At 68.3% G+C, this 19,971-nt stretch carries 21 protein-coding genes; 13 read left to right on the top strand and 8 right to left on the bottom strand.

The window, feature by feature from the left end:
- Positions 1 to 89 precede the first annotated feature (89 nt).
- From AB0M48_RS22210 to AB0M48_RS22200, 3 genes are read left to right on the top strand one after another with little or no spacing between them, the layout of a single operon-like run.
- Positions 90 to 1,097 carry a zinc-binding dehydrogenase gene (locus AB0M48_RS22210; RefSeq protein ID WP_363845044.1) on the top strand — a complete coding sequence of 336 codons (1,008 nt, stop codon included), beginning with the start codon at positions 90 to 92 and terminating at the stop codon, positions 1,095 to 1,097.
- A gap of 21 nt (positions 1,098 to 1,118) precedes the next feature.
- A complete protein-coding gene (locus AB0M48_RS22205) occupies positions 1,119 to 1,721 on the top strand; it encodes an NADPH-dependent F420 reductase (RefSeq protein WP_363845041.1) in 603 nt (200 codons plus the stop codon).
- 43 nt (positions 1,722 to 1,764) lie between these two features.
- Positions 1,765 to 2,880 (top strand): alkene reductase, encoded by a 1,116-nt coding sequence (locus AB0M48_RS22200; protein ID WP_363845038.1) that lies wholly within the window; start codon positions 1,765 to 1,767, stop codon positions 2,878 to 2,880.
- Positions 2,881 to 2,897: 17 nt separating this feature from the next.
- Here AB0M48_RS22200 and AB0M48_RS22195 read toward each other — a convergent pair whose 3' ends face one another.
- Together AB0M48_RS22195 and AB0M48_RS22190 are read right to left on the bottom strand one after the other, a co-directional pair.
- A complete protein-coding gene (locus tag AB0M48_RS22195; protein WP_363845035.1) occupies positions 2,898 to 3,572 on the bottom strand; it encodes a response regulator transcription factor in 675 nt (224 codons plus the stop codon).
- 39 nt (positions 3,573 to 3,611) lie between these two features.
- Positions 3,612 to 4,727, bottom strand: a complete 1,116-nt coding sequence (locus AB0M48_RS22190; RefSeq protein ID WP_363845032.1) for a sensor histidine kinase — start codon at positions 4,725 to 4,727, stop codon at positions 3,612 to 3,614.
- Between the two features lie 309 nt (positions 4,728 to 5,036).
- Between AB0M48_RS22190 and AB0M48_RS22185 the strand changes: the two genes are divergently transcribed.
- Positions 5,037 to 6,050: a serine hydrolase domain-containing protein gene (locus AB0M48_RS22185; RefSeq protein ID WP_363845029.1), complete on the top strand. Its 1,014-nt coding sequence runs from the start codon at positions 5,037 to 5,039 to the stop codon at positions 6,048 to 6,050.
- Positions 6,051 to 6,080: 30 nt separating this feature from the next.
- Here AB0M48_RS22185 and AB0M48_RS22180 read toward each other — a convergent pair whose 3' ends face one another.
- Complete coding sequence (locus tag AB0M48_RS22180) at positions 6,081 to 7,253, bottom strand: epoxide hydrolase (protein ID WP_363845026.1); 1,173 nt, start codon at positions 7,251 to 7,253, stop codon at positions 6,081 to 6,083.
- Between the two features lie 103 nt (positions 7,254 to 7,356).
- Between AB0M48_RS22180 and AB0M48_RS22175 the strand changes: the two genes are divergently transcribed.
- Positions 7,357 to 7,986 carry a helix-turn-helix domain-containing protein gene (locus AB0M48_RS22175; protein WP_363845023.1) on the top strand — a complete coding sequence of 210 codons (630 nt, stop codon included), beginning with the start codon at positions 7,357 to 7,359 and terminating at the stop codon, positions 7,984 to 7,986.
- Positions 7,983 to 8,390 (top strand): PPOX class F420-dependent oxidoreductase, encoded by a 408-nt coding sequence (locus tag AB0M48_RS22170; RefSeq protein ID WP_363845020.1) that lies wholly within the window; start codon positions 7,983 to 7,985, stop codon positions 8,388 to 8,390. The genes AB0M48_RS22175 and AB0M48_RS22170 overlap by 4 nt, the downstream gene beginning before the upstream one ends.
- Before the next feature lie 64 nt (positions 8,391 to 8,454).
- On the opposite strand, the gene AB0M48_RS22165 is transcribed toward AB0M48_RS22170, so the two are convergent.
- Together AB0M48_RS22165 and AB0M48_RS22160 are read right to left on the bottom strand one after the other, a co-directional pair.
- Positions 8,455 to 9,279 (bottom strand): GAF domain-containing protein, encoded by an 825-nt coding sequence (locus AB0M48_RS22165; protein ID WP_363845017.1) that lies wholly within the window; start codon positions 9,277 to 9,279, stop codon positions 8,455 to 8,457.
- A gap of 87 nt (positions 9,280 to 9,366) precedes the next feature.
- Positions 9,367 to 10,401: a LacI family DNA-binding transcriptional regulator gene (locus AB0M48_RS22160; RefSeq protein WP_363845014.1), complete on the bottom strand. Its 1,035-nt coding sequence runs from the start codon at positions 10,399 to 10,401 to the stop codon at positions 9,367 to 9,369.
- Between the two features lie 445 nt (positions 10,402 to 10,846).
- Between AB0M48_RS22160 and AB0M48_RS22155 the strand changes: the two genes are divergently transcribed.
- From AB0M48_RS22155 to AB0M48_RS22140, 4 genes are all read left to right on the top strand, one after another.
- A complete protein-coding gene (locus AB0M48_RS22155; RefSeq protein WP_363845011.1) occupies positions 10,847 to 11,920 on the top strand; it encodes a glycosyl hydrolase in 1,074 nt (357 codons plus the stop codon).
- A 212-nt stretch (positions 11,921 to 12,132) separates the two neighbouring features.
- Entirely contained in the window at positions 12,133 to 12,603 is a 471-nt protein-coding gene (locus tag AB0M48_RS22150) for a MarR family winged helix-turn-helix transcriptional regulator (protein WP_363845009.1), read from the top strand.
- A gap of 167 nt (positions 12,604 to 12,770) precedes the next feature.
- The gene (locus AB0M48_RS22145; RefSeq protein ID WP_363845006.1) at positions 12,771 to 14,081 is read left to right on the top strand and encodes an amidohydrolase family protein; all 1,311 of its coding nucleotides are present in this window, start codon (positions 12,771 to 12,773) and stop codon (positions 14,079 to 14,081) included.
- A 127-nt stretch (positions 14,082 to 14,208) separates the two neighbouring features.
- Positions 14,209 to 15,078 carry an alpha/beta hydrolase gene (locus AB0M48_RS22140; protein ID WP_363845003.1) on the top strand — a complete coding sequence of 290 codons (870 nt, stop codon included), beginning with the start codon at positions 14,209 to 14,211 and terminating at the stop codon, positions 15,076 to 15,078.
- 102 nt (positions 15,079 to 15,180) lie between these two features.
- Here AB0M48_RS22140 and AB0M48_RS22135 read toward each other — a convergent pair whose 3' ends face one another.
- Positions 15,181 to 16,269: a lytic polysaccharide monooxygenase gene (locus tag AB0M48_RS22135; RefSeq protein WP_363845000.1), complete on the bottom strand. Its 1,089-nt coding sequence runs from the start codon at positions 16,267 to 16,269 to the stop codon at positions 15,181 to 15,183.
- Positions 16,270 to 16,668: 399 nt separating this feature from the next.
- On the opposite strand from AB0M48_RS22135, the gene AB0M48_RS22130 reads away from it, so the two are divergent.
- Positions 16,669 to 17,205 carry a DoxX family membrane protein gene (locus tag AB0M48_RS22130; protein WP_363844997.1) on the top strand — a complete coding sequence of 179 codons (537 nt, stop codon included), beginning with the start codon at positions 16,669 to 16,671 and terminating at the stop codon, positions 17,203 to 17,205.
- Between the two features lie 116 nt (positions 17,206 to 17,321).
- On the opposite strand, the gene AB0M48_RS22125 is transcribed toward AB0M48_RS22130, so the two are convergent.
- Entirely contained in the window at positions 17,322 to 18,224 is a 903-nt protein-coding gene (locus tag AB0M48_RS22125; protein ID WP_363844994.1) for an NAD-dependent epimerase/dehydratase family protein, read from the bottom strand.
- A 28-nt stretch (positions 18,225 to 18,252) separates the two neighbouring features.
- Positions 18,253 to 18,657, bottom strand: a complete 405-nt coding sequence (locus AB0M48_RS22120) for a Dabb family protein (protein WP_363844991.1) — start codon at positions 18,655 to 18,657, stop codon at positions 18,253 to 18,255.
- An 88-nt stretch (positions 18,658 to 18,745) separates the two neighbouring features.
- On the opposite strand from AB0M48_RS22120, the gene AB0M48_RS22115 reads away from it, so the two are divergent.
- Both AB0M48_RS22115 and AB0M48_RS22110 read left to right on the top strand, forming a co-directional pair.
- Entirely contained in the window at positions 18,746 to 19,411 is a 666-nt protein-coding gene (locus tag AB0M48_RS22115) for a TetR/AcrR family transcriptional regulator (protein WP_363844988.1), read from the top strand.
- Between the two features lie 105 nt (positions 19,412 to 19,516).
- Complete coding sequence (locus AB0M48_RS22110) at positions 19,517 to 19,867, top strand: immunity 22 family protein (RefSeq protein ID WP_363844985.1); 351 nt, start codon at positions 19,517 to 19,519, stop codon at positions 19,865 to 19,867.
- The last annotated feature ends 104 nt before the right edge of the window (positions 19,868 to 19,971 follow it).

The raw sequence follows: 19,971 nt of genomic DNA, 5'->3' as shown, positions 1-19,971 counted from the left end.
CCGGCTCCCCAGCGCTTGACTATTTCGATGATGGCTCTCATCATAACAGGGCTTACGATGATGAGCGTCATCATTACTGGGGAGGGCCCATGCGCACAATCACCTACGAACAGCAGGGACACGCCGCGCAAGTGCTGCGTCTGCAGGAGCGGCCGGCACCGGCGGCACCCGCTGCCGGGCAGGCGCTGGTGCGGGTGCTGGCCCGGCCGATCCACCTGGGTGACCTGGCCGGCGTGGAGGGCTTTCCGGGTCTGCCGCGGAAGCGGTTCGCCACGCCGCAGGTACCCGGTCTGGAGGGGACGGGAGTAGTCGAGGTGGTGGGCGAGGGCGTGCCGGGACTGGGAACCGGTCAGCGCGTGGCGTTCTTCCCGGTTCCGGGCGCCTGGAGCGAACTCGTCACGGTGCCCGCCGAACTGGTCGTGCCCGTTCCCGAGGCGGTCAGTGCGGAGACCGCGGCAGTGCTGCTGGTCAACCCGATCACGCTGCTCACCTTGCTGCGGGCGGTCGAGGACGCTCAGAAAGGCCGGCCGGGACCGGTCCTCCAGACGGCCGCCGGTTCGTCGATCGGAAAGCTCGTCAGCGCTGCCGCACTGCGGCACGGCTTCCCGCTGGTCAACCTGGTCCGCAGCGCCGCAGGAGCGGGGGAGATGCGGCAACGCTTTCCCGGACTGCCGACGATCTCGACCAGCGACCCGGACTGGCGCGCTCAGGCAAGGGACGCGGTCGGAGGCCAAGGCGCACGAGTCGTCCTCGACGCCGTGGGCGGATCACTCACCGGCGAACTGGCCGCGCTGCTGGCCGACGGCGGCACGCTGATCTCCTACGGCGCCCTCGGTTCCGGGAGCACCCCGCTGGAGTCGCTGGCGCTGACCCCGCGAGAACTGACGGTGCGAGGCGTGTCGGTGGGCCGATGGCTGACCCGCACACCCGCGGAGCGGGCCGAGGACGTCGCCTTCGCCATCAGCCTGACCGAGACCTCCCCGGAACTGTTCGAGGTCGCCGGCCGCTACGACCTCGCCGACTTCGCAGAGGCCGTCGGCCACGTCCGCCGCCCCGGCAAGAGCGGAACCGTCCTGCTCACCAGTCCCGCCTCCTGAACCCGACGAAGGACATCACCCATGAAGATCGGTTCCATCGGCGCAGGAAACGTCGCCCAGGCCATCGCCCGGCACGCGGCGGGCCAGGGCCACCAGGTCGTGCTGAGCAACAGCCGCGGCCCCGCCTCGCTGACCGCACTCGCCGACCGCCTCGGACCGCACGTCACCGCCGGTACGCGCGAGGAAGCGGCCTCGGCGGAGCTCGTCGTGCTCGCGGTGGGCTGGCCCCGGGTGCCGGACGCGGTGGCCGGACTGCCGCCGTTCGACGGGCGAATCGTCATCGACACCACCAACCAGTTCGCCTCCCCGCCTCCGCGTGCCGAGGTCGCCGACCTGGGCCCGCTGACCGGCAGCGAGTACGTCGCCTCACTGCTGCCGGGTGCCCGTGTGGTGAAGGCGTTCAACAGCCTCCACGGCCAGTACATCGACGCCGATCCGCGGCATGACGCCGGACGCCAGGTGCTGTTCCTGGCCGGCGACGACGCCGACGCCAAGACCACTGTCATCGACCTGACCACGAGTTTCGGGTTCGCGCCCGTCGACCTCGGCCCGCTGCGCGAAGGCGGACGCCTCATGCAGCTCGGCGGCCCGCTCTCGGGCCTCCACGTCCTCAAGCAGGACTGAACAGCGCTCACGCCCACCGTCGTTCCCGACAAGGAAGATCCTGATGACCAGCCAGCTGCGCACCTCCACCGCCCAGCCCCTGCTGAGGCCGGTCCGCCTCGGCGCGCTCGAACTGCCCAACCGCGTGATCATGGCCCCGATGACCAGGGCCCGCGCCCAGAACGCCGACCTGGCCCCCACCGACCTGCACGCCACCTACTACGCGCAGCGCGCGGGTGCCGGCGTGATCATCACCGAGGGCACCTGGGTCAACACCGACGCGATCGGCTTCATCGACGTCCCCGGCATCTACAGCGAGGAACAGACCGCCGGCTGGAGGAAGGTGACCGACGCCGTCCACCGAGCGGGCGGGCGGATCATCTCCCAGCTCGGCCACCTCGGCGCGATGTCCCACCCCGACCACCTCGGCGGCCGCCTGCCCGCGGGCCCGTCCGCGATCAACCCCGGCGAGCAGTCCTTCACCCCGGACGGACCGAAGGACACCGTGACCCCGCGAGCGTTCACCGCCGCCGAGATCGCCGCCACCATCAGCGCCTACCGCCAGGCCGCCGAGAACGCCCGTCGCGCCGGCTTCGACGGCCTCGAAATCCACGCCCAGGGCGCGCACCTGATTCCCCAGTTCCTCAACCCCCGCCTCAACCACCGCACCGACGCCTACGGCGGCAGCAGCGAAAAGCGAGCACGGTTCCTGCTGGACGTCCTGGACGCCGTGAGCGACGTGTGGGGCAGCGACCGCGTCGGCGTGAAGCTCTCTCCGCACTGGACCAGCGGAACCGCGTTCACCGGGGACGAGGACACGCTCGCCGACTACGACCGGCTGCTCACCAGGCTCAACGACAACGACCTCGCCTACCTCCACCTCGTGGGCTCACCCGGCACGACAGAGGAACGCATCAGCCAGTTCGCCCGCTTCCGCGCCCACTACCGGGGCAACGTGATCGCCAACCTCGGCTTCACCCAGACCCTGGCCAACGAGGTCCTGGACCAGGAGATCGCCGACGCCGTCTCCTTCGGTGCCCCCTTCATCGCCAACCCCGACCTGGTCGAACGATTCGCCAACGGGCACCCGCTGGCCGAGAGCGACCGCGCCACCTACTACGGCGGTCACGCCGAGGGCTACACGGACTACCCCGCCTTCACTCCCGCCGACCGCTCCTGAACGCGGGGGGGCAGGACTCAGCCGCTGTGTGCTGCGGAGCCAGGAACGACCAGTCCGCTTTCGTAGGCCGCGACGACGGCCTGAGCGCGGGTGGTCAGGTTCAACTTCCGCATCGTGTGCTTCACGTGTGTCTTCACCGTTGCTTCGCTGATGGCGAGCCGGTTCGCGATCTCCTCGTTGGTCGATCCGGTGCCGAGCAGCCGCAGGATCTCGGTTTCCCGTGGCGTCAGGTCCGGCAGCCGGCTGTTCGCCTGGAGCTCGACGCGGTGACGTTGTGCGTAGGTCTGGATCAGTCGCAGGGTGATGGCCGGCGAGATCAGCATCTCTCCCATCGCGACTGTGCGCACCGCCGCGATGATCCGATCGGGAGGTGTGTCCTTCATGATGAACCCGGCGGCTCCGTCGGTCAGCGCCGTGTAGACGTACTCGGGGATGTCGAAGGTCGTCAGCACGACGACCTGGGTTTCCGGACGCATCGCGAGGATGCGCCGGGTGGCGCTGAGCCCGTCCATGACCGGCATCTTGATGTCCATGAGAACCACGTCGGGCTCCAGGTCGGCGACCAGCGCCACAGCTCGCTCACCGTCGGACGCCTCGCCGACGGGATCGATGCCGGGTGCGGCGTTGAGCAACGCCATGAGGGCGTGGCGAACGAGGTGCTGATCGTCGACCACCAGAACGCGGACTGCCATCACATCTCTCCAGCACGTGCATTCGTTCGGTGGTCGAGATCAGGGCTCGTCCGGAATCGGCAGGCGCAACACGACCTGGAACCCTCGGGGGGAGCGGTGTCCGGCGTTGAGGATGCCACCGTAGAGTTCGGCGCGCTCACGCATCCCCCTGATGCCATGGGATTTCGCCTTGGCGCCGGAAGGTCTTGGCGCGCCGTCATCGGTGATGGTCAACGTGAGGTCGTGTGCGCGGTAGTCGAGCACCACCTCCACGGCTGCGGGACCTGCGTGCTTGAGAACGTTGGTCAGGGACTCCTGCGCGACGCGATAGGCGCAGAGGTCCTGCCCGGGAGGCAAGGCGCGTGGTGTTCCCCGGACCACGAGTTCGACGGTGAGGCCGGCGTCGCGCGTGCGGTTCACCAAACCGGGGAGAGCGTCGAGGCCCGGGCTCGCGAGTTGCACGTCCGGGAATTCGTTCTCGTTCTCCACTCGCAGCACGTCGAGCAGCCTGCGCATCTCGGTGAGGCCTTGCCGGCAGGACTCGGAGACGGTGGAAATCGCGGTACGCGCGGTAGTGGGATCGGACGCGATGGTGTATTCGGCCACCCCGGCCTGCAGGGAGATCACGGACATGTGGTGCGCGACGATGTCGTGCAACTCCCGTGCGATCCGCACTCGTTCGTCGGCGGCCGCGCGACCTGCTCGCTCGGCTGCTTCCTCAGCACGCCTGGCCCATTTCTTGGAGCTCTCGCCGAGCATCCAGGCGATGAACACGATCAGGACGGTCTGCACGGCCTCCGGCCATTTCAGCGTCGCCTCTCCGACGTATTCGGGTGCCAGCAGACAGAGCGCGGACGCCGCCGCCATGATCGCGGCGATCCGTGAGCTGCGCACGTTGGCGACTGTGAACACGCCGATGAGCACACCGAGCCCCCTGTTGCCCACGGCGCCATGACCGAGAAACGCGTAGGCGACCGTGGAACCGAGAATCAAGGACAACGACGTCACCGGCACGACATGACGAATCGCCATCGGCGCGACCGTGAGCGCGGCGAGCGACAAATCCACGAACGTGAGTTCGGCGCCGAAATATCCCACTTGATTGGCCAGAGTCAGGACCGTGGCCACCAGGGCGAGAAGAAGGTCCGCCCACGCCGGTCGGGGAAGCTTGCGCACCGGCGGGACCCTAGCAGGGGACTATTGCCCGGAATCAGAAGAGATCCGGCATACCACCAGAAGGGTAGGGCGGACGACCAACAAGGATGACGACATCGCACCGGTGCGTTCTTACGGTGATGACCATGAGGCCGAAAACAAGCGCACTGGTGGTGCTGACCGCTACCTTGTTCGTCACCGGATGTTCATCGGCCGGCGCCGAGCACGACGGAAACGACGTGACGCGGGTCGCTTTGCAGAAGGACGCCGACGCGCTGGTGTCGAAAGGCCCCCGGCGTTCTCACCGAGTTGCGCACGCCCAACGGTGCCGTGAAGGTCCGCAGTGGAGAAGGCGACACCGACGCGAAGACGCCGGTTCCGTGGGACGCCCACTTCCGCATCGCGAGCTTCAGCAAGACCTTCGTGGCGACCACGCTGCTCCAGCTCGTCGGTGAACACCGCCTGTCGCTCGACGACACCGTCGAGAAGTGGCTTCCCGGAGTCGTGACCGGCAACGGGAACGACGGCGGCAAGATCACCGTTCGTCAGCTTCTCCAGCACACCAGCGGCATTCCCGAGTACATCGCCGGCGTGCCGGTGTTCACCGAGAACGACTTCCGGCAGCACCGGTTCGACCAGCACTCCCCGGCAGACCTCGTCGCCCTCGCGATGCGTCGGACGCCCACCTTCGCGCCCGGCGCCGGCTGGAGCTACTCCAACACCAACTACGTGCTGGCCGGAATGATCATCGGCGAGGTGACCGGCCAGGACTGGCGCGCCGCCGTCGACGAGCGGATCATCAAGCGCCTGGGCCTGCGGAACACCTCGGCCCCCGGACGCTCGACCGCGCTGCCGCGTCCCCACGCGACCGCGTACGAGCGCTTCCCGGAAGACGTCACAGCGGACCCGTTGCGCTTCGGAAAGCCCGTCGACGTCACCGAGCTGAACCCGTCCTACGCCGAAGCGGCAGGAGAACTGGTCAGCACCACCGACGACGCGCTGGTCTTCCTCCGAGCCTTGATCTCGGGCGAACTCCTCGCTCCCGCGGAGCTGGCCGAGATGCAGAAGACGGTGCCGGCGCCGAGCCTGCAGTCGGTGTGGCCGGAAGCGCGCTACGGACTCGGCATCGCCTGGATTCCCACCGAGTGCGGCGGGTTCTGGTCACACGCGGGCGACATCCAGGGCTTCCAGACCCGCAACGGGATCACGCCCGACGGCAAGCGGAGTGTCATCGTCTCGATGAACACCGACTCGGTGATCCCGAAGGAGTCGTCCACCCCGCCGACGCCGCTCGAGGACCCGTCTTTCGGCCTGGTCAAGAACGCGCTTTGCGATCGCGGGTAGTGACTCCGGCGCCTCTCCGAAATCATGCGGTCACGACGCCCGCAGCCCTCGAAAGGTCGTCCGGATCTGGTCTGTGAGGACGTCCGGCTGCTCCAGGGCGGCGAAGTGGCCTCCTCGCGCGAGCTGGTCGTAGTGCACCACCGTCTCGTAGCGCCGCTCGACCCAGCGCCGGGAGGCCTGCACGGCCTCGCCGGGGAAGATGCTGAACCCGGCGGGGACGGGGTTCGGCCCCGCGGTCCCAGGCGCGGTGCCGGCCCGGCCTTCCTCCCAGTACAGGCGGGCGGAGGACGCCGCGGCGTTGGGCAGCCAGTAGAGCATGACGTCGTCGAGGATCTCGTCGCGGTCGATGACCTCTTCGGGGTTGCCGCCGCTGTCGGTGACGTCCTGGAAGAGCGTGTAGATCCAGGCGGCGAGTCCGGCGGGTGAGTCCGAGAGCGAGTAGCCGATCGTCTGCGGCCGGGTGGCCTGCTCCCGCGCGTACGCGCTCAGTTCGTCCTGGTAGCGCTGAGCGCGCGCGATCATCCGTTGTTCCTCCGCGGTCGCGGCGCCCACCTCCTGCTCGGTGGGGAACACCAGTGGCAGGTTGAAGTGCACGCCCAGGCACCGCTCGGGTGCCTTGCGGGTGATCTGCTCGACGACGGCCGAACCCCAGTCGCCGCCCTGGGCGAACCAGGTGTCGTGGCCCAGGCGCCGCATGAGAGTGATCCACGCGTCGGCGACGCGGGAGGTGTTCCAGCCGGTCGTCGTGGGCTTGCCGGAGAACCCGAAGCCCGGCATGGAGGGGATCACCACGTGGAACGCGTCGCGGGCGTCGCCGCCGTGGGCCACCGGATCGGTCAGCGGGCCCACCAGGTGCCGGAACTCCAGGACCGAGCCGGGCCAGCCGTGGCACAGCAGCAGCGGGACGGCGTCCGGCTCGGCCGACCGGACGTGCAGGAAGTGGACGTCGATCCCGTCGATGACGGTGCGGGACGAGCCGAGGTCGTTGATGACCTTCTCGGTGCGCCGCCAGTCGTAGCCGGTGGCCCAGTGGTCGCACAGAGCGCGCACGCGGTCCAGTTGCGGGCCCTGGCTCCCGTCCTGGACCGTCTCGCGGTCCGGCCACCGGGTGGCGGCCAGGCGGCTGCGCAGGTCCAGCAGCTCGGCATCGGGGACGGCGATCGTGAACGGCTCGACCGCGTCGTTGGCGGAAGGGGATGTCACCGGTGGCTCCTGGGGTCGGCGGAGGGGAACGGTGCGAGCGTAGCCCAGAAGTGGAAGAAATCTTCAACTTGGAATTTCTCTTCCACTTGTCTACGCTCGGCCGGTGACCGAAGCGGCTCCTCCTCTGCGTCGTGACGCCGAGCGCAATCGCCAGTTGTTGTTGCGCACGGCCTACGACCTCATGGCCTCACAAGGGCTGGACGTCTCGTACGAGGACATCGCGCGAGCCGCCGGCACCGGGATGGGCACGATCTACCGGCGCTTCCCGCAACGGCAGGACCTGCTGGACGCCCTGTTCAGCGAGCACATCGACACGGTGATCGGCTTGGCGGAGCAGGCCTCGCGCTACGACGACGCCTGGGCGGGGCTCACCTGGTTCCTCGAGCAGCAACTGGAGATCGAGGCGCAGAGCCGGGGGCTGGGGGAGTTGCTGCGAAGCCGCAACCAGGCCACCGCGCTGGTGCAGCGCGCGCACGAGCGGATGACCCCGCTGGTGGCCGACCTCGTCGACCGGGCCGTCCGCGCGGGTCAGTTGCCGGACGGCGCGACCCCCGCAGACTTCGCCGCGGTGCACGTGATGGTGGGCAGCGTCATGGACGCCTCCCGTGCTCACGCTCCACGGCTGTGGCGCCGCGCTCTGCGGATCGCGCTGGCGGGCGTGCGCCACGCTGACCTCTCCCGCGACCAGCCGGATGAGGTGGTCATCGACCACCTCTACAACGACCAGACATGAAGGCCAAGCACATGACGGTTCTGCCCGACGATCTGATCGCGGTCCTCAACGCCAAGTCCATCTGCTTCGTGACCACGCTGATGCCCGACGGGTCGCCGCAGATCTCCCAGACCTGGGTGGGCACGGACGGCGAACACGTGCTCATCAACACCGTGGACACCCACCAGAAGACCCGCAACCTCCGGCGCGACCCGCGCATCGCCGTCGGCATCGCCGACCCGGCCGCGCCGTCGCGGTACTGGGCTCTGCGCGGCAGCGTCGTGACCATCACGACCGACGGCGCCCGTGCGCACATCGATGAGCTGTCGCAGAAGTACCTCGGCCGGCCGTACCCCGGTTTCGGTGCCGGTCAGGAGCAGCGCGTCCTGCTCACCGTCGAGGTCGACCGGGTGCACACGCCCTGACCCGGCAGCGCGGACACCGGCAACCGTCCGTTCCGGTCGGGTCGGCTGAAGGCGGGGCGATGTGTCAGGACGTGCCTGCCGGTCCGGTGCTGCGGCGCTCCACGCGCCGCAGGTAGCGCTCCAGCCCGTTGTGGTTCTGGTCGGCGATGAACGTGGACCGCTCGTTGATGATGATGTCCTCGGCGTGCCGGATGCACGCCCATGCCGAGTCGCCCCACGGGTCGGCGATCTTGACCTCCACGGGCTGGTCGCACGGGCCCGACAAGCCGAGTCCGCACACCTGGGGGTGCTCGCCGTCGAGGTGGTTGGCCGCGAGGTGCCGCAGCTGGCCCGTCAGCTTGGCCGACGCGGTGGAGCGCGGGCCGGGGATCTGATCCAGGCCGCGTTCCGCGCGCACCGCTTGAATGGCCGCCAAGCGCAGCTCCAACTGGTCGGCGACGATCCCGGCCAGCGCGGTGAGCGTCGCGACCTGGGCGTCGGTGACCTCGCGGGGCTCGCGGTCGATCACGTTGACCGTTCCCAGCCGGTGGCCGTCGCCGGTGGTGATCGGTGCGGCGGCGTAGAAGCGCAGACCCAGGTCTCCGCGTACCAGCGGATGGTCGAGGGTGCGGGGATCGACCGCACCGTCGTTCACCACGTACACCCCGTCCTGCAACACGGCCGACGCACACAGACCGGGCTCGGTACCGATCTGGGTAACGCCCTCCAAACCGTGGCAGGCCGCGAACCACACGCGGTCGACGTCGACGATCGTCACGGTCGCGATCGGTGTGTCGAAGACCTGCGCGGCCACACGGGCGACGTTGTCGAAACTGCCGTCGGCCGGCGCGTCCAGGATGTGGTAGCGGCGGACCGCCGAGAGACGCTCTGCATCGGTATGGGTCAGCACGCGAGCAGGATAGTCACGGACCACCGCAGTCCCGTGCCGTGGACGGTTCCTTCACCGTGCTGGGTGCCACATCGGGCGTCCGCAACCTCAGGGCGTTCGCGTTCGCGGAGGTGCCGTGCTCGAACGTGGGACGAGCCGTGGAGCCGGTACCTCCACACCGCGCTGCTCGACGTCGCCGTTCTTCGTGACCACGTCGAGCAGCAGTTGCGCGACGCGGGCACCGTAGGCGGTGACGTCACGCGCGAGCGCGGTGATCGCCGGCCGGATCACCTGGCACAGCTGTGAGTCGTCCCAGGCGACGATCGACAGGTCCTCGGGTACCGAGAGCCGCATCTCGTCGGCGACCGACATCCCCGCGACGGCCATGATGCTGTTGTCGTAGAGGATCGCCGTCGGGCGTTCGGGTGAGCTGAGCAGTCTGCGCGTGGCCTGTGCGCCTTCGAGTCCGGTGTAGTCGGTGTGCACGATGTCGATCGAGTCGAGCTCGTAGGTGGTGCGCGCCTTCCTGAAGGCCTCGTCGCGGCGCCGCGTGTGCTGCAGGTCGGGCAGACCGGCGATCCGTCCGATCCTGCGGTGGCCCAGCGCGGCCAGGTAGCCGACGGTCTCGGCGGCCGCCGCGGCGTCGTCCGCCCAGACGTGCGGGAGTGATCCCACATCGGCGGGGCCGCCGACCACGACGGCGGGCAGCGCGAGTTCCTGCAGCAGGGCGATCCGGGGGTCGTCGCCGCGCAGGTCGACCACGATGATCCCGTCGACCCGGCGTTCGCCCCACCAGGACCGGTAGACCTTCAGCTCGGCGTCCACGTCCGCGACCACCTGCATCATCAGCGCGTACCCCGGTACCGCCAGCACCGACTCGATGCCGCTGACCAGCTCCATGAAGAACGGTTCCACGCCGAGGGTCGTGGCGGGCCGGGGAATCGCCATGCCGATTACGTTGGTCATGCCACCGGACAGCACGCGCGCCGCGCTGTTGCGGTGCCATCCGATCTCGTCGGCGGCCTTGAGGATGCGTTGCCGGGTCCGATCGGAGACACCTGGCCGTCCGTTGAGGGCGAACGACGCGGCGCTGATCGACACTCCCGCGCGTTGCGCGACATCGGAGATCGTCGGCCGCTTCACGCGAACCCTCCTCGGCTCGAAGGCCCCAACATAGCAGCGCACATGATCAAGCGGCTGGGGACAGGCCGTTGCGCCACAACAACTGAAGCGTTTAACCAACTGCGGTCCGGAACTGGTTCTGGGAGCGCTGCCGACAAGCTCACCTGACCGCACTCGGGCATCGGCGCATCGCGCGGGTGAGCGGCCCGATGAAGTTGGGCCGCAGCGCGATCCGAACGGCCGCGTGCCTCCCCTCAGGCTGGTCCCGCGGTCGTCGACTGCGCCGCCTCGCCGCTGAACCGGTTCCGATCCGGCTACTAAAACGCTCTATGGACCCCTCCACGTGACGCGTCTATGTTGAGATGACAGCACACCTTAAGCGTTTTAGTTACTTAGTCACCGGCTCGCCGCCGCAGCCGCCACGTAGTCCCACTCAACGAAGAGTGGGTTTCACGAGGAGGAGCCAGTGCAACACACCACCACCGCGCTTCAACGGCGCGTGGCACAGCGGTTCGGCGCGGTACTGGCCGCTGTACTGACCTTCCTGGCCGTCGTCGTCGCGGTGTCACCGCAGGCGCAGGCGTTCCCCAGGTCGTCGCGGCAGAACGTGATCAACTACCTGAACTCGATCACCGGCAGGTACGTCGTGTCCGGCCAGCACAACAAGGAACCAGCGAGCAACCCCGGCCAGTACACCCAGCAGGTCAAGGACATCACCGGCCAGTACCCCGGTCTGTGGGGCGGTGACCTGATGTTCAGGCCCGAGGACGTGGCGAACCGGCAGCGCGTGATCGACCAGGCCAAGACCGAGTGGGCCAACGGCTCGCTGGTCGCGCTGACCTGGCACGTGTGCACGCCGACCGGCGGCAGCACCTGCGAGTTCGAGGGCGGCGTGAAGACGCAGATCAGTCAGGCCCAGTTCACCCAGGTGGTCACCAACGGCACCGCGCTCAACAACGCGTGGAAGCGCCGCCTGGACGAGGTGGTGCCGTACCTGCAACAGCTCAAGGACGCGGGCGTGCCGGTGCTGTTCCGTCCGCTGCACGAGATGAACGAAGCCTGGAACTGGTGGGGCAACCGGCCGGGACCGGAAGGCGGCGCGAAGCTCTACCGCATCACCCGCGACCACCTGGTGTCCAAGGGACTCGACAACCTGATCTGGGTGTGGAACGTCCAGGACAACCCGACGGCCAACTGGGCGTCGTACTACCCGGGCGCGCAGTACGTCGACGTGGTCTCACTGGACGTCTGGTACAAGGGACTCCCCAGTTCCGGCGACTACCAGCAGATCCAGAACATCGCCAGCGGCAAGCCCATCGCGCTCGCCGAGACCGGCAAGGTGCCCAACGCCGCGTTCCTGAACAACCAGACCCGCTGGACCTACTTCATGGTGTGGTCGGAACAGCTGCGCGGCAACAACACCCCGGCGGAGGTCCAGGCGGGCTACTTCCACCCGCGCACGCTGAACCAGGGCGAGTTCAGCATGCCCGGCGCAGCACCGTTCGCGCCTCGCGGAAATGCCTTGACCCGCAAGGCGTGACCATCGTCATCCTGCAGAACTTCCACAATGGACTCACTCGGACAGGTCTGTTCGGGCAGCGCATCCACTGGGGTCTTGCCGGCGGTCTCGGCCTCACCGTTCACGAAGGTGGGGCTTGCGGAGTGCCTTGGCGCGAAGCGTGAGACGCCAGCGCCATCATGTGTGTGAGTTCATGCATGTGCTTGCAACTTGCACTTGACTATCCTGGACGCGTGACGGAGGACGGTCGATCGCTGAGCGACTCGGATGCTGTGCTGTTCGAGGCGGTAGGTCCCGCGTTCGCGCGGTTGCGCAGGCGCACGCCGCAGGTTCCGGTCGAACCGCCGGTCGATCGCAAGGACATCAACCGCAACCTCGTGCTGAACGTCATCGACGAGATCGACGGCGAGGTGAGTGTCGGTGGGGTGGCCGATGCTCTGGGGATCGACCCCTCCGTGGCCAGCCGGATGGTCGCCGACTGCATCGCCCACGGCTACCTGCTGCGGGCCCCTTCGCAGTTCGACGGCCGCAAAGCGGTGCTTCAGCTGACGGAAGCCGGGCTCGCACTTCGCGATCGGTTCCGGTCTCAGCAGCGTCAGGCCTTCGAGTACATCACCCAGGACTGGCCGGTGGCCGAACGCCGGGAACTCGCACGCTTGATCATCAAGTACGCCGACGCGGCGGCCAGGGCGACCGAGAGCTGACGTCCTCAGGTGGGGACTGCGAGCTGAGAACACTCTCAGGATGGGCGCAGACCGTCCGCAAATGTATGTAAGTTGCATATGTCTGCTGCATGCATGTGACGCTGCGTAGCGTCTTGAGGGGAGTGCTCGCGATGTGTCCTATCGATCGTCGTGCGATCTTGAAGTCAATGGGCCTGGCAGGAGTCGTCGCGGGTTCGGCGGCACTCGCCGGCTGCTCGGCCACCGGGCCTGAACGTGGTTCGTCCGGCCTCACGGCCATCATCAACGCGAAGATCTTCGACGGTGAGCGCGTGCTCGACCAGCACACCGTCCTGATCGAGGGCTCCTCGATCCTGGGGCTCACCGGTGCGCCTCCATCCCACGCGCACGTGGTCGACGCCGCGGGGGCGACCCTGCTGCCGGGGCTGATCGACGCCCACGTGCACACCTCCGTGGACGCACTGCGTGATGCGCTGCTCTTCGGTGTGACGACCGAGCTCGAGATGCAAGGAGACTTCACCGCGGTGGGCCGCAAGGCCATCGCCGGTCGCGACGACCTGGCTGACGTCCGGTCGGCCGGATTCGGTCTGACCGCGCCGGGTGGCCACCCCAGCGAACTCGTTCCCGACGGCCCGCCGCAGGACGGGGCGGGGGAGCCGCCGGAGCTCAACTCCGGAGCGAACCCGGCCGAGTCGGAGGTCACCACGCCGGAGCAGGCCGTCGCCGCGGTCCGCAAGCGCGTCGACGGGGGCTCCGACTACATCAAGATCATGATCGAGGACGGCCGCGTTCTCGGAGCTCCGAACCTTCCCGTGATGAGCGATGCGACGGTCAAAGCGGCGGTGAGCGAAGCTCAGCGGCTCGGCAAGCTCGCGGTGGCGCACGCGCTGACGGTCGAAGCTACCGAGCAAGCTCTCGGAGCGGGCATGAACGGACTCAGCCACCTCTTCATGGACCGTCCTCACACGCCCGAGATCGTCGAGAAGATCGCCCGCTCGGGCATGTTCGTCACCCCTTGCCTGTGTCTCAACGCCTCGATCATGGGCAGAACGGGTGCCGAGCTGGCAGCGGACCCGAGGGTCGGACCCAAGCTGAGCGCCGAGTGGCTCGCCACGCTCAACGGAAGTCTCAACAAGTTTCCGCAAGGTGACTTCCCCGCGGTGCTGGCAACCGCCAAAGCACTCCACGAGGCCGGTGTGGACATCCTGGTGGGAACCGACGTCTCCGTTCCGTGGCCAGAACTCGGCGGCATGGCGCACGGTGCCAGCGTGCACCACGAGATGCAGTTGCTGGTGCGGGCGGGCTTGACTCCCGTCGCGGCGCTCAAGGCGGCGACGTCGGTACCCGCGCGCCGGTTCGGCCTTTCCGACCGCGGCCGCATCGCTGCCGGGGCACGCGCAGATCTTCTGCTGGTGGACGGCGACCCGACGAAGAACATCAGCGACTCCCTGTCCATCAAGGAGGTGTGGCGCAACGGCAGTCGCCGCACGGGGGTGTGACGGTGGCCCCCCTTTCGGGGCGCTTACTTGACCCGTGAGTAGGTAGTGGTCCACAATCTGCCGCTGTAAGCATGGTCCACAGAGGACTCTCTCTGCCAAGTCCTTGCCACCCTGGGAAGAGCACACCATGTCCCTGAGGTCACCCCTGTCCCGTCGCGCCGCGGTCTTCGCCGCGGTAGTCGCCCTCACCACGTCCGGCTCGGTCGCCGAGGCCGCCGAGAACCCCTACGAACGCGGCCCGGCGCCGACCACCGCGAGCATCGAGGCCACCCGCGGCCCGTTCGCCACCAGCCAGGCCACGGTCTCGGCGGCGAGTGTGCGCGGCTTCGGCGGCGGCACGATCTACTACCCGACCAGCACCGCCGAGGGCACGTTCGGCGCGATCGCGGTCTCGCCCGGCTACACGGCCAGCCAGTCCAGCCTCTCGTGGCTCGGCCCGCGCCTGGCCTCGCAGGGCTTCGTCATCTTCATCATCGACACCAACTCCCGGTACGACCAGCCCGCTTCGCGCGGCGACCAGCTGCTGGCCGCGCTGGACTACCTCACCACCAGCAGTTCCGTGCGGGCCCGCATCGACTCCTCGCGCCTGGGCGTGATGGGCCACTCGATGGGTGGCGGTGGCGCGCTGGAGGCCACCAAGGACCGGCCGAGCCTGCAGGCCTCCGTCCCTCTGACGGCCTGGAACACCACGAAGACGTGGTCGACCGTGCAGACGCCGACCCTGATCATCGGCGCCGAGGACGACTCGACCGCTCCGGTCTCGTCGCACTCCGAGCGGTTCTACACCGGCCTGCCGTCCACGTTGGACAAGGCGTACCTGGAGCTGGCGAACGCGAGCCACTTCGCGCCGAACAGCTCCAACACCACGATCGCGAAGTACAGCATCGCGTGGCTCAAGCGGTTCGTCGACAACGACGTCCGGTACGAGCAGTTCCTGTGCCCCGCGCCGCGGGGGACGGCGATCTCCGAGTACCGCGACACCTGCCCGCACTCCTGATCGTCCGGCGGCCGTTCGCGCTGTTCAGCAGCGTGAACGGCCCAGCGGGCTCCTGAACCGGTCCGCCCGCCGCTGTCGAGGCAGCGGGCGGACCGACGCGGATCAGGACGCGGTGCAGGTGAGGGCCGGGGTGCCCGCGGTTCCGGAGGCGACGAAACCGAACGTGGTGGCGGCGCCCGCACCCACGGCGCCGTTGTGAGCGGCGTTGCGGGCGGTGATCGCGGATCCGCTCGTGGTCAGGGCCGCGTTCCACGAGGAGTTGATCCGCTCACCGTTGGTGAACGTCCAGCTCACCGCCCAGCCGGAGATCGCCGTCGCGCCGGCGGTCACGCGCCCCTCGACCTGGAAGCCACCGGGCCACTGCGAGGTCACCTGGAAGGTGGCCGAGCAGCCTGCCGGGGGGTTGCCGGTCGTGGTGGTGGTCGTGGTCGTCGTGGTGGTGGTCGTGGTGCCACCGTCGGTGAAGTTCACGTCGCTGCACGCGTAGTAGCTCTGGTCGAGGTGGCTGGCCTGCCACACCGTGTAGAGGACGTGGTGGCCGGTGCGGCCGGGGGCGTTGATCTCGACGGGCGTCCGGGCGCCCGTGGGGATTCTGCCGGTCTGGCCGACGAGCTCCAGGTCGCTCCACTTCAGGGCCTGGGTCTTGGGGTCGAAGCCCTGTTTGGTGGCGTAGACGCGGATGTAGTCGGCGCCGTGCGAGGACGTGTCGTTCAGGTTGAGGGTGAACCGGCTGGGCCGGTTCGGGGCGACCCACGCGCCGGGCTTGTCCATCGCGGCGTAGCGGCCGTTGAAGGTCAGTCCGCCGCTGCACAGCTGCCCGTCGGGGATGGCTCCCTGGTGGTTGCCGGCGACGCCTTCGCGGAACAGGCCGTTCCAGTTGTACATCGCGGACGGGTCGGCCTGCCACGCCTGGTAGCACATGGGGTCTTCGGTGGCCATCTGCTGCGACGGGCCGTTGGGCCAGCGGTTGTAGCAACCGTAGTGGCGCGACGGTGGGTCGCTGACCGCGCCGTGCGCGGAGGCGTCTCTCGCGCCGAAGGTGACCAGCATGGTCGCCAGCAGGGTCAGGCAGGTGCCGAGGATCGCGAACGCCCGCCACACGGCGGCCTTGCCGCGGGCCGGCCCGACCTTCGCCGGGGTTCCCGGTGCCCGGCGGTGCCGGTCGGGGACGTCTGCAAAGAAGCGAAGCATGTGTACCGCCAAATCTTCGTTGATCGACGACGTGGATTCCTGCGGGTGCCTCCCTGATTCTGGGAGCGCTCCCAGAGTGGTGTCAGTGTCAGGTCGTGCCACCTGGTCGGCATCCGCCGTTCGGGTCATGGGGCGGGAAAGCGAAGATAAAGCGGCCGTGTGGACCGAGTGCGCGGAGCGGATCGGACGCTGCAGATAAGGCTGTTCGGGCCTCGCGTGGCCGTTGCTCCCGTGCTTGATGCCGACGCGGACGGCGCTGGACGACTTCCGTTCGGCCTGCCGACGGGCCTGGGCGGCGCTTCGAACGGCTCCCAGGCGTAGCGGGGCGGAAACGGTCCTTCACATCGCGTGTCCTTAACGTTAAAGTTCTGGGAGCGCTCCCAGTTCCCTCCGGCCGGTGTGGGCCGCGAGGGGATGGAACTCCCGACGCGGGTCAGCGAAGACCCGCTCGCGAAGGAAGTGATGTGGATGACCGAGATTTCGTCCCGTCTGGATGCGCGTGCGAATGCGTTGCGGCCGTTGAGCATTCCCCTCCTCAGGGGGTCGCTCGGCTTGGTGTTCGTGTGGTTCGGCGCCCTCAAGCTGACCGGCACGACGCCGGTGGCCGAGTTGGTCGCCCGGACCGTCCCCTGGCTCGACGGAGGTGCGGTCGTGCTCGGGCTGGGGGCAGTCGAGGTGGTGTTGGGAACAGCCCTGGTGGTGGGTCGTCGGTTGCGCTGGGTGGCGCTGCTGGTCGCATTCCACCTGTTCGGCACGTTCTTGACGCTGCTCATGCAGCCGGCCGTCGCGTTCCAGACGGGGAATCCACTGCTGTTGACCATGACCGGTGAGTTCGTGGTCAAGAACCTGGTCCTGATCACCGCAGCCCTGGTGGTCATGTCAGCCGAGGTGCCCGTGCGGCAACGGGTGTCGGCGGCGGACGCCGACCAGCGGTGATTCCAGGTGCTGCGGGGCCCGACCGGTCCCGCAGCACCACCAGCGCGGCTTCGTTGTTCATCCCATCGAGCAGAAGCGAGCGTCGCGGCGCCATAACCGTTGTGGCGAAAGAAGTTTCAGCTGACCTCGTCGCGGACGGCGGTGTCGAGGTCGGTAGGCATCAGGCCGAAGGCGTCGGCCGTCTCCGTCGCGTCCACGCGGAACGGCGCGTACCACTGGTAGTCCATCTCCGCCATCTCGCGGGCGATCGGCACGACCAGTCCGGCCGCGCGCATTGCGAAGCGCGGTAGCTGGATCAGTTTGATCGGTGATCGGCCCGCCGCGGTGGCGTAGCGACCGGCGAGCTCGCGGATCGTGATGGCAGGCGGGGACGGCACGTGCCAGGCCCTGCCCCACGCCCGTTCCTCCGACGCGAGCGTGACCAGTGCCCGTGCCATGTCGGTGTTGACCGTGAAGGTGTGCGGCATGTCCAGGTGGCCGGTGATCCAGGCCGCCTTGCCCTTCGCCAGGGCCGGCTCGATGAGCAGGGAGTAGATGCCGTTGGCGCCCTTGCCGACGTAATCGGAGCCGCGAACCTCCACCGTGCGGATGCCCGCGGCGAGGGCCTGTTCCCACATTCGCTTGCGCAGCCTGCCTTTGTGCCCGGCCGCGGTCATCGGGGTGCGTTCGGTCATCAGGCCACCGGGCTGCGGGCCGTAGGCGTACATGCTGCCGGTCAGGGCGAGGACGGCGTCGTTCGCCTTGGCGGCGGCGATGGCTGCTGTCTGCAGGGGCGGCAGCAGGCGTTCCCACTCCGTGTAGGAGGGCGGGTTGGCGCAGTGGTAGATCGCCCCGGCGCCGCGGGAGAGTTCGGTCAGGGCGGATGGATCGGACGCGTCCGCGGCGACCCGGTCGATCAACGGGTGCTCGGGGCCCGAACCGCTGCGGGTGATGATCCGGACGTTGTGGCCGCGCTCGACGAGCAGACGAGCGACGTTGCTGCCGATGGAACCGGCGCCGATGACGACGTGTTCGACCATGAGGGTTCTCTCCGTTCCAGGGTCTCGGTCAGTGATCCACGCCGGAGCCGGTGTAGCTGGGCACGTCGGCGAGCATGTCGGCGATCTGCGGGTTGAGCTCGTTGCGGCGCCGATGCAGCTCCTGGATCTTGCTGTTGAGGTCCGGGTCCTCGTCGTCGCTGACGTCGAAGATCTCCATCCGGTCCACCAGGTTCAGCCCCAGGTGGTCGGTCCGGTAGGTGGTCGGGTGCGTCAGGTAGGCGAAGAGGCCGTCGAGGTCCTCCACGACGAACACCGCGCTGTAGGTGTAGTCGCCACCGTGGTCGCGTCCGACGATGAACGACTTGATGGCGGGGTTCGACCTGCCCTGGTTGCGCCAGCCCTCCAATGCCGCCTCGACCTGGTCCGGCGTCGCGGTGGCATTCATCGTGACGCGGCAGATGTGATGAATCATGATCAACCTCTCGCTTGCTAACGACGTTAGATTTCCTAACGTTGTTAACCATGATGCACCCGATCAGCGTGGTCAAGGGCGGTGGCTAGTGTTCGAGGACACCATCGAGGCGAAGCGACGGACCATGTCAATCAGCACGAGGCGGGCCCGCGAGCGGGCGAACACCCACGAGCGGATCATCGAGGCGGCGCTGCACGTGCTCGAGACCGAAGGCCCTGCGGCTCTGACCATCCGGCGCATCGCCGGCGATGTCGAATACTCCGCACCCGTCGTCTACCAGCACTTCGCCAACAAGGAAGCGCTCGTCCTGGAGCTGGTCGCGTACGGCCACCGCCTGATGCTGGCCGAGGTCCTCCACGCCTCCCCGGAGGCCGATGTGGACCTGCGCATGAGGCGCATCGCGTCGGAGTACGTGCGGTTCGCCGGCGAGCACCCTCACCTCTACCAGGTCATGAACGCCCCGGCGATCGATGCGGACGAGCGCCGGCGCGTCGCACAGCCGGCCATCGACGCCCTCAAGGAGCTGCTCAGCAGCTGGTCCGCCAGGCACGAAGTGGTCCTGGCCGATCTCGACGAGGCCTGCGAGACGCTCTGGGGCACGCTGTACGGCATCGCCTCTCTCGGCCACCTCAGCACCGTCGGCAACGATCGCGCCCGACGCCTGGCCGAACAGGCCCTGCACGCGATTCTTCTCGGCTGGCGCACCGAGGCATTGGCGAATGACCAGGATCAGCGAGAGAAGATGCAGGGATGACGCCAGTCCGTGGTCGAAACCCGATGATCACCGCCTGGTGGCGCCGGATTTCGGGACGTCGGTTCGAGGCCGGGCGCTGACGTGATGCGACGTACCCCGGGTGTCGTGTCGATCTGGGCAGGGCGTCTGTCCGATGAGGACGCGCTCGACGACTACGTGTGCTTCCGCTGTCCGCCGGATGGACCGGGTTGGAGTCCGTTCACTCGTGATCACGGTCTCGACTGGTTCGACGACGACCTGGCCGAGGCGGCGTGGTTCGCCGCGGGCCCGTGCTCACTCGCCGAGCACAGCTACGCCGAGTCCTTCGCGCAGGCCGCGTCCGCGGAGCTCTTCGCACGATTCCCAGACGCGAACAGCGTGTACCTGGTGTACGACCTCGACGCGGACCTGATGCCGGTGCCGGTGCCGGGACCGTCGCCGCTCGGTTTCCTCGGTGCATACCGCTATCGGCTGTGAGTGGTACGCCCGGCGGGTCGCGAACCGCCGGGGTCAAGGTCGCGGACGAGCCGTAGCCCGTAAGCCGGATTGACGCCACCCCCCGTCATTCATACATTCTAGTC

It is taken from the genome of Lentzea sp. NPDC051208 (genome assembly GCF_040682435.1).
In the GTDB taxonomy this organism is placed as follows: domain Bacteria; phylum Actinomycetota; class Actinomycetes; order Mycobacteriales; family Pseudonocardiaceae; genus Lentzea; species Lentzea kristufekii.
The sequence above is the reverse complement of the archived record's forward strand: the minus strand, read 5'-3'. Positions and strand labels throughout refer to the sequence as shown.